At 73.0% G+C, this 6,729-nt stretch carries 6 protein-coding genes; all 6 read right to left on the bottom strand.

All coding sequences use genetic code 11. The annotated features are described in order from the left end of the window. Window positions 1-169: 169 nt before the first annotated feature. Window positions 170-388, bottom strand: coding sequence for a hypothetical protein (locus IE239_RS41010; protein WP_190154536.1), 219 nt, complete (start codon window positions 386-388; stop codon window positions 170-172). A gap of 261 nt (window positions 389-649) precedes the next feature. Continuing rightward, window positions 650-1,732: an NlpC/P60 family protein gene (locus IE239_RS41005; protein ID WP_229878800.1), complete on the bottom strand. Its 1,083-nt coding sequence runs from the start codon at window positions 1,730-1,732 to the stop codon at window positions 650-652. Between the two features lie 62 nt (window positions 1,733-1,794). After that, entirely contained in the window at window positions 1,795-2,277 is a 483-nt protein-coding gene (locus IE239_RS41000; protein WP_190154535.1) for a poly-gamma-glutamate biosynthesis protein PgsC/CapC, read from the bottom strand. Next, entirely contained in the window at window positions 2,274-3,539 is a 1,266-nt protein-coding gene (gene pgsB, locus IE239_RS40995; protein WP_190154534.1) for a poly-gamma-glutamate synthase PgsB, read from the bottom strand. The genes IE239_RS41000 and pgsB overlap by 4 nt, the downstream gene beginning before the upstream one ends. A 6-nt stretch (window positions 3,540-3,545) precedes the next feature. Next, a complete protein-coding gene (locus IE239_RS40990; RefSeq protein ID WP_229878798.1) occupies window positions 3,546-5,864 on the bottom strand; it encodes a cache domain-containing protein in 2,319 nt (772 codons plus the stop codon). Window positions 5,865-6,309: 445 nt separating this feature from the next. Beyond that, window positions 6,310-6,729 (bottom strand): mannosyltransferase YkcB-related protein (locus IE239_RS40985; protein WP_506005312.1); only part of this gene is annotated, 420 nt, incomplete at its 5' end.

Here is a 6,729-nt window from a genome sequence, read left to right as displayed (position 1 = left end):
GGCGCGCGGTGATGCGGCCGCTGGGGACGCCCGCCACCCGGCAGGCCGGTCGCAGCCGCTCGGGGGGAGCGCTCCGGCCCGTCGGCGGGCGGGTGGGAGAGGCTCGGCGGATGGTGTCCGTGCTTCTCCCCGGCCCTGGGCGGGCATCGCGTGCCCCGGGGGCCGGTTCTCAACGGACCAGGTCGACGGCCCTGGTGGCGAGCATGTGCACGACGTCGTCGTGGAGTTCGGGGTGCAGGACGGCCAGGCAGAGGCCGCTCGCCACCAGTGCCATGCCGAGGAACTCCCAGAGCTCGCTCCTGGGTCGCCCGGCGTCCGTACGGCCCGCCGCGCCGGCCGGTGTCCGGCGGGTGTCGTCGAGCTCTCTCTCGTGCGCGAGGTGTGTCATGCCGCCAGCATGGACGTCCCGGCCTGCCGCCGGCCATCCGGCGGTCGACGGATGCACCCCCGCCGAGTGGCCGGAGCCGCCCGCGCGCACAGTGGGACCGAGGACGGCACCGCCACCAAGCCGTGCCACGCCCCCCTCGCCGTCCCGCCGTCCCGCCGTCCCGCCGTCCCGCCGTCCGGCGACGCCCGTACCGGACGAAGGGCCTCCGGTGAAGGTGCGTCCCCGGACGGGAAGCGGGCGGACGAGCCGGGCGGAGCGCCGTCAGAGGCGACGGGCCGCGCGCAGCCCCTGCGCGTAGTAGCCGTCGCCGTCGAGCCGTGACGTGCCGCCCTTGTCCCCCATGGTGGGGCCGTCGGCGCTCTTGCGGCTGGAGAGGAAACGCGGGTGGTCGGCGGTGTCCAGGCCGAGGTAGATGCCGATGTGGCCGCTCCGGCCGCCGGGCTGTTCCCGTGTGCTGAAGTAGACCAGGTCGCCGGGCTGGAGCTGCTGGACGGCGGCGGGCCGACGGTCGGTGAGGGGGATCACGGGCACGCCGAGCCGTGCGCGGGCGATCGCTTCGGCCGTGCGCGGCAGCCCGCTGCCCGCCGGGTCGTCCCTGCTGTTCAGCGGGAACCCCGAGCGGTATCCGTACACCAGCCGGACATAGCCGGAGCTGTCGACCGAGCGCGAACGGTCCTTCTCGGGGCGGCGGGTGACCGCGTCGGGGAAGGTCCAGGGGATGCCCAGGTAGTCGTAGAAGTCCGAGCCCACGCGCCGCTTCCCCTGCCGGGCCCGCCCGGGGCCGCCGGCGGCGCGGGGTGTGTAGCGGGCGGCGCCGCTGTAGGTGACTCCCGCTGCCGTCGTCCGGGCCGGGGCGCCGGCGACGTACTCGAAGGCCGTGGCGAGGATGTCCGGGTCGCGGCTGCCGAGCCGGGACCCGAGCCAGGTCGTGAACCAGTCGCTCTGCTCCGCGCCGCGGGCCCACGCCCTGGGCAGCAGCCGCACCCAGCTCCTGGTGACGACCCGGGCATCCGTCGCGCGCGGCTCCGCGAAGGCCCTGCTGGGCCCGGTCAGCACGGCCGTACGGGCGCCGTCGGTGAACGTGGCGACGACGGCGCCGTGCCGGTCGCGGGCGACCGTGCGGGCGGGGTTGCCGATCCGCTCGAAGTACAGCGGGCCGGTCCTGGCCCGGCTCACGGCACCCGGAGCTGCCGGTCCTGCCGGTGCTGCCGCCGGACGGTCGGTGCGGTGCCTGAGCTGAAGGGTCAGCGCGCAGCTCGCCGCGAGCAGGACGGCTGCCACCAGGAACAGGGCCGCGTTCCTGGTCAGGGGGAACCCGGGGACGGTGGGCAGGAGGCGTTTCACTGGTCGACTCCGATGGGGGGTGAGGAGAGAGGGCGCCCCATGCGTGTCGGGGCGGGGGGCGCTCACGTCGTGGGCAGGGCGCCCAGCAGCAGCCCGGACACCAGGATCACGTAGGTGGCGAAGGTGACCGCGCCGGTGGAGAGGACCGTCGCCGTCCTGGGCTGCCTCTCGAGCTGGTAGGCGATGAGCCCGGGGACGATGAAACCGAGGGCCTGATGGGCGAACAGCAGGGGGAACTGCTGCTGGAGCAACAGGGAGAGCCCGGCCTGGAGCAGGACACCGGTGAGCACGACGGCGGCGAACAGCCGCTTGCCGTAGAGGATCACGAAGCGCTGGAGCAGCTTGGTCAGCAGGTAGGTCAGGCCCGCGACGGCCGCGACCATGGCCGCGCGGCGCAGATCGTCGACGAGGGTGAGGGCGAGCCAGCCGGGGGTGATCATGCCGCCCGGTGAGAGGTTCGTGGTCAGGTAGCACAGGAGGGAGAACACCAGGCCGAGTGCGATGCCGATGGCGGCGATCTGCGGGGTGACCACTGCGGGGATCAACGGAACTCTCCATGGGCGAAGTCGTGGTGGGCGCCGGGCGTTGTGGGGGTGTCGCTCTGGTCGGCGGGGTCGGCGTCGGGGTTGTCGGGCGGGAGTGCCGCGAGCCGCTCCAGGAGGAGTTCGCCCTGGCCGTGGATGTTGCCGATGGCGACGAGCGAGGAGTCCGGCCCGAGGTGAGCCAGCAGGTCGGCGGTGAGCCGGGCGGGGTCGCGGCGGTCGCCGCCGAGATCGACGACGTTCCCGGTCCAGTGGGCGGGTATGGCGTCGGCGGCCGACCTGGTGGGGTGGCCGATGAGGAAGACCGTGTCCGGATCCAGCTGCGGGATGAGCGCGCCCATCTGCCCGTTGCGCTCGACACGGTCGGGACGGCAGTTGACGACGACGTGCAACGGACGCCGGATCGCGCCCAGTTCGAGCAGCTGCGTGATGTTCATCAGGGTCGACTCGGGGTCGTTGGCGGCGAAGACGTTGGCGAACCGGAGCCGCTTTCCGTCAGGGGTGCGGTACCGCTCGACGGAGAGCACTCCCGGGTCCGGCGGCGCCTCGTACATTCCCTTCAGCGCGGTCGCGCGGTCGACGCCGAGCAGTTCGGCGACCGCGAGTGCGATGGCGACGTTCTCCTTGAAGGTGAACCAGCCGAAACCGCGCAGTTCCTCGTCGGTGACGGTCTCCGGGTCGGCGTAGACCAGCTCGCAGTTCCGGGCGTCGGCCTCCTCCTGGAGGATGTGGAAGCGGTCCTTCTCCGCGGTGACACAGACGCCGCCCTCCGGCAGGGACCGGCACAGGGAGCGGGCCACGTCGTCCAGCGTCGGTCCCATCTCGGCGAGATGGTCCTCACGGACGTTGCAGAGCACGCCGATGGTGGAGCGGATCAGCTTGGCCTGGTTGATCTCCTGGAGAGCCGGCATGACGGCCATGCACTCCATGACCAGCACATCGGGCCGGTAGGCGGCGGCCCGGCGGACGATGCCGATCTGCTCCACCACGTTGGCGATGCCGAACTTGCGGTAGACCGGCTCTTCGGTGGCGTCGGGGTGGATGAACCGGGCGGCGGTGCCCGTGGTCTTGGCTACGGTCACCAGGCCGCTGCCGCGCAGCGCGCCGGCGCACAGCCGGGTGATGGAGGACTTGCCGCGAATGCCGTTGACCAGCACCCGGGTGGGTATGGCGGCGACGTTCGCGTCATGGCGGCGCTGTTCGACGATGCCCGCGACGAGCAGGCCGGCGCAGCACGTCGCAAGGACGCAGTACAGGAAGAGCACGGCGGGTCAGCTCCTGGGTCCGGGGCCGGACGGGGATGTGGAGGCGGAGGTGGCGGGCGCGCCGTCCGGGGAACCGGGCGCGGGCGGTGCGTCGGTGCGGGGCAGCCGCTGTCTGATCAGTTCGAGGCTGCGGGCGAGGGATCCCACCTCGTCGTGGTAGCGCGGGTAGAGCACCGTTCGGCGGTCTCCGCCCGCCAGCGCCTGGGCGCCCTTGGCGACTTCCCGCAGCGGACGCACGACGACGAGGTACAGCCAGCCGAGGCAGAACGCCCCCGCGGTCACGCCCAGCAGACCGACGAGCATGATCCGCCGCTGCGCCTCGTACTCGGGCAGGCCGATCCAGAACACCGGCCTGATCGAGGCGACCTTCCAGCCGAGTGCGTTCGCGACGCCCGGCTTGTCGTTGAACGGCGCCACCGCGGCGACCGCCGGATCCCTCCAGCCGAGCAGCAGCTCGGCTGAGCCCCTGGTCGTGCGAAGGGCCGCCAGCCGGGCCCGCAGCCGGCCGTCGGAGACCCGTCCGAAGGCCACGAACCCCTTGTTGGACGCGATGACCCGATGCCCGGCGTCCACCAGCCACACCGAGCCGAGGCCGGGCCGGCTGAGGATGCCGGCCAGGTACTGCACCTTGAACTCGCCCACGACATAGCGGCGTCCGGACCTCGTCGGCGCGCCCTTGACCGGCTGGGCGGCCACGGCGGCGAGCACCGGTTCCGTGCCGGAGGTGTTCGTCTGCTCGACCCCGGGCCTGACGCGGTCCCGCTTCGGGGTGCGGGGTTCGTCGCCGGCGCGGGCGAGGATCTCGCCGGCGCCGTCGACGACGTACAGGGAGCGGTACCGGCCGTGCTGCTCCAGGGAACTGTCGAGAGTCCTGCGCGTCTGCTCCGGCCGGGAGGCGTCGATCACGGTGGCGAGACGGGCGAGGTCCTGGTATCCGTCGTTGATGCCCCTGCGCACGCGATCCGCCGTCGTCTCGGTGCGTTCCCGCTGGTCGTCGGAGATCAGCCGCGGCACGACGCCGGCCGGATGCGGCCAGGTGCTGCCGAGCGTCAGCAGCATCGACGCCGGCCAGGCCAGGAGAGCGAACGCGCACACCGCGAGCACCGTGCGCAGTCCGAGCCGACGGCGGCCCTCGCCCGTCCCGGGCGAAGCACGCCGCCCGGCCGGTGGCTGCGCGACCGTCTCCTGCGACGTTCCTCCCCCGCCGCCGAGTTGACGGCGCAGCGCCTCCAGCGCGGCGCCGATCCGGGAGGGTTCCCCGAAGCGGGACACGCGGACGGGAACCGAGAGGTCGCCCGAGGCGAGCCTCCGCGCTTCGCGGCGCAACCGCAGCAGGGGCCGCTGCAGCACCAGGTGGAGGGCGGCGGTGACCCCGGCCGCCAGGGCCAGCAGCACGGCCGCGGCGACGAGGGCGAGACGAAGGTCACCGGTCCCGGCCCCCTGGCTCCGGGTCCGCACCGTCGTGACGACCGTCAGCCCGAGGGCGCTGCTCGGACTCTCCTTCGCGGCGGGCGCCCGGGCCACTCCGGCGTACCCGACGGCGGTGCGGGCGCTGCCGTCCGCCGCCCCGACGAGACTGCCGCTCGGACCGTCGAAGCCACCGGCGGCGGTGTCCGACGGTCCCTTGCTCCGCGCCTCGCGGGCGGCGGTGGCGGCCAGCGCCCTGGCCCGGTCGGTGCCGGATCCCGGGCCGGCCGAGACAAGGGTGGCCCCGTCACGGTCCACGACCTCGAGCGTGTGGTTCCTGCCGACGGAGATGCCCGGCGGCTTCAGACTCTGGGACGCGACGAGCAACTCCGGCCTGCCGCCCTGCGACAGCGTCGCGAAGACCAGCAGCCGGGTGATGCCCGAGTCGTCCCGCACCAGTCTCGGAGGCGGGTTCGCCGGCAGCCCGCGCAGGCTCACCTTCCCGAGCGGTACGGCCTCGCCCTGCGCGGCGAGCAGCCGACCGGTGGCCAGGTCGACGACGGCGGTGCCGCGCCACTTGCGGGAGGGACGGTCGAGGCGGGTCAGCGTGGCGTCCGCCGGTACGGGCCGGGAGCCACCGAAGTCCGCGGCCGCCGCCCGCAGATCGGAGACGCTCTCGTCGACGGCGCCCTGCAGCGCGACCGCCCCGTCCTCGGCGATGTGCTGCTGGGAGCTGAGGACGGCCTCGGGAACGCCCCGTTCGGCATCGCTCCCGATGGCGAACACCGTCAGGCCCGCGACGAGCGCCAGCAGAACCGGCAGGGCCGCGAGCGGCGGGCGCACACCCCCCAGCACGGCCATGTCCGCCCGACGCCGGGCCGGGCCCCGCGTGGATATCGGAGATCGAGTGGTGGTCAAGAAGCATCCTTTCCGAGCTCTGCGGATGTCGCGTGAAGCAATGAACAGAAGTTCTCGACCTGGCTGACGACGGGAATGCCTCACCCGTTTATCGGGGACGTGTGACGGTACTCACACGCCGACGAAAAAGCGCCGCTCCACACCGCGCGGGAAGAATTACGCAAACGTTCTGACCTGCTGTTTCGCGAAGAATCGACACAGGATTCAATGGCCGGAACGTTCAGTCCGTCACGTCTGCGGAAATGGAGAATTCACGCTTCATGAACCGCGACCGCATGGCGATGCGCCGTTTTCCGACGGAGCGGCAATTGCCCGCAAGAATCATTGTGCATTTCATCTGCATTGCCTATCCCGCAGTCGGCTGCTCCACCCCCGCCGATCGGCGGGGCCGGTCGGCCGAAGGACCCGGTCCGCGGGGCGGGCCGGGTCCTTCGGCGCGTTCCGATCAACCCCGCGGGCGGCAGTCGTAGAGGACGAAGTCGCCCCTGGTGCGCCGGCCGTAGACCCCGGAGCGGACGCGCTCGCAGTGGGACCTCACCCACGTCGTGGCGGGGGTGGTGGGGCCCAGGTGGGTGAGCAGCGCGAAGCGGAGCCGGTGAGCGGCGACCAGGCCGCCGAGCTGCGGGACGCTGGGGAAGGGGGTCTTCCCGGTGAACCCGCCCATGACGAGCACGGGTTGGGCCTGAGCGCGCAGCAGACGCTCCGCGGGATAGGCGGCCTGGGTCGCGAGCAGGTACTTCTCGCCCCTGCGGTGCGCGATGAGGTAGCCCAGCAGGGCGGTGTCGCGGGTGCTGGGCCGGTCGAGCTCGGCCCGGCGGGGAGCGGACGGGCCGTGGCCGGCCTCGCGGTAGGCCTCGCCGACGGG

The organism is Streptomyces humidus (assembly GCF_014649655.1).
Classification (GTDB): domain Bacteria; phylum Actinomycetota; class Actinomycetes; order Streptomycetales; family Streptomycetaceae; genus Streptomyces; species Streptomyces humidus.
This window is presented reverse-complemented; position numbering and strand designations above follow the sequence as displayed.

Coding starts and splice junctions, on each gene's coding strand:
- IE239_RS41010 (WP_190154536.1), bottom strand. CDS start 388: ATGACACACCTCGCGCACGAGAGAGAGCTCGACGACACCCGCCGGACA.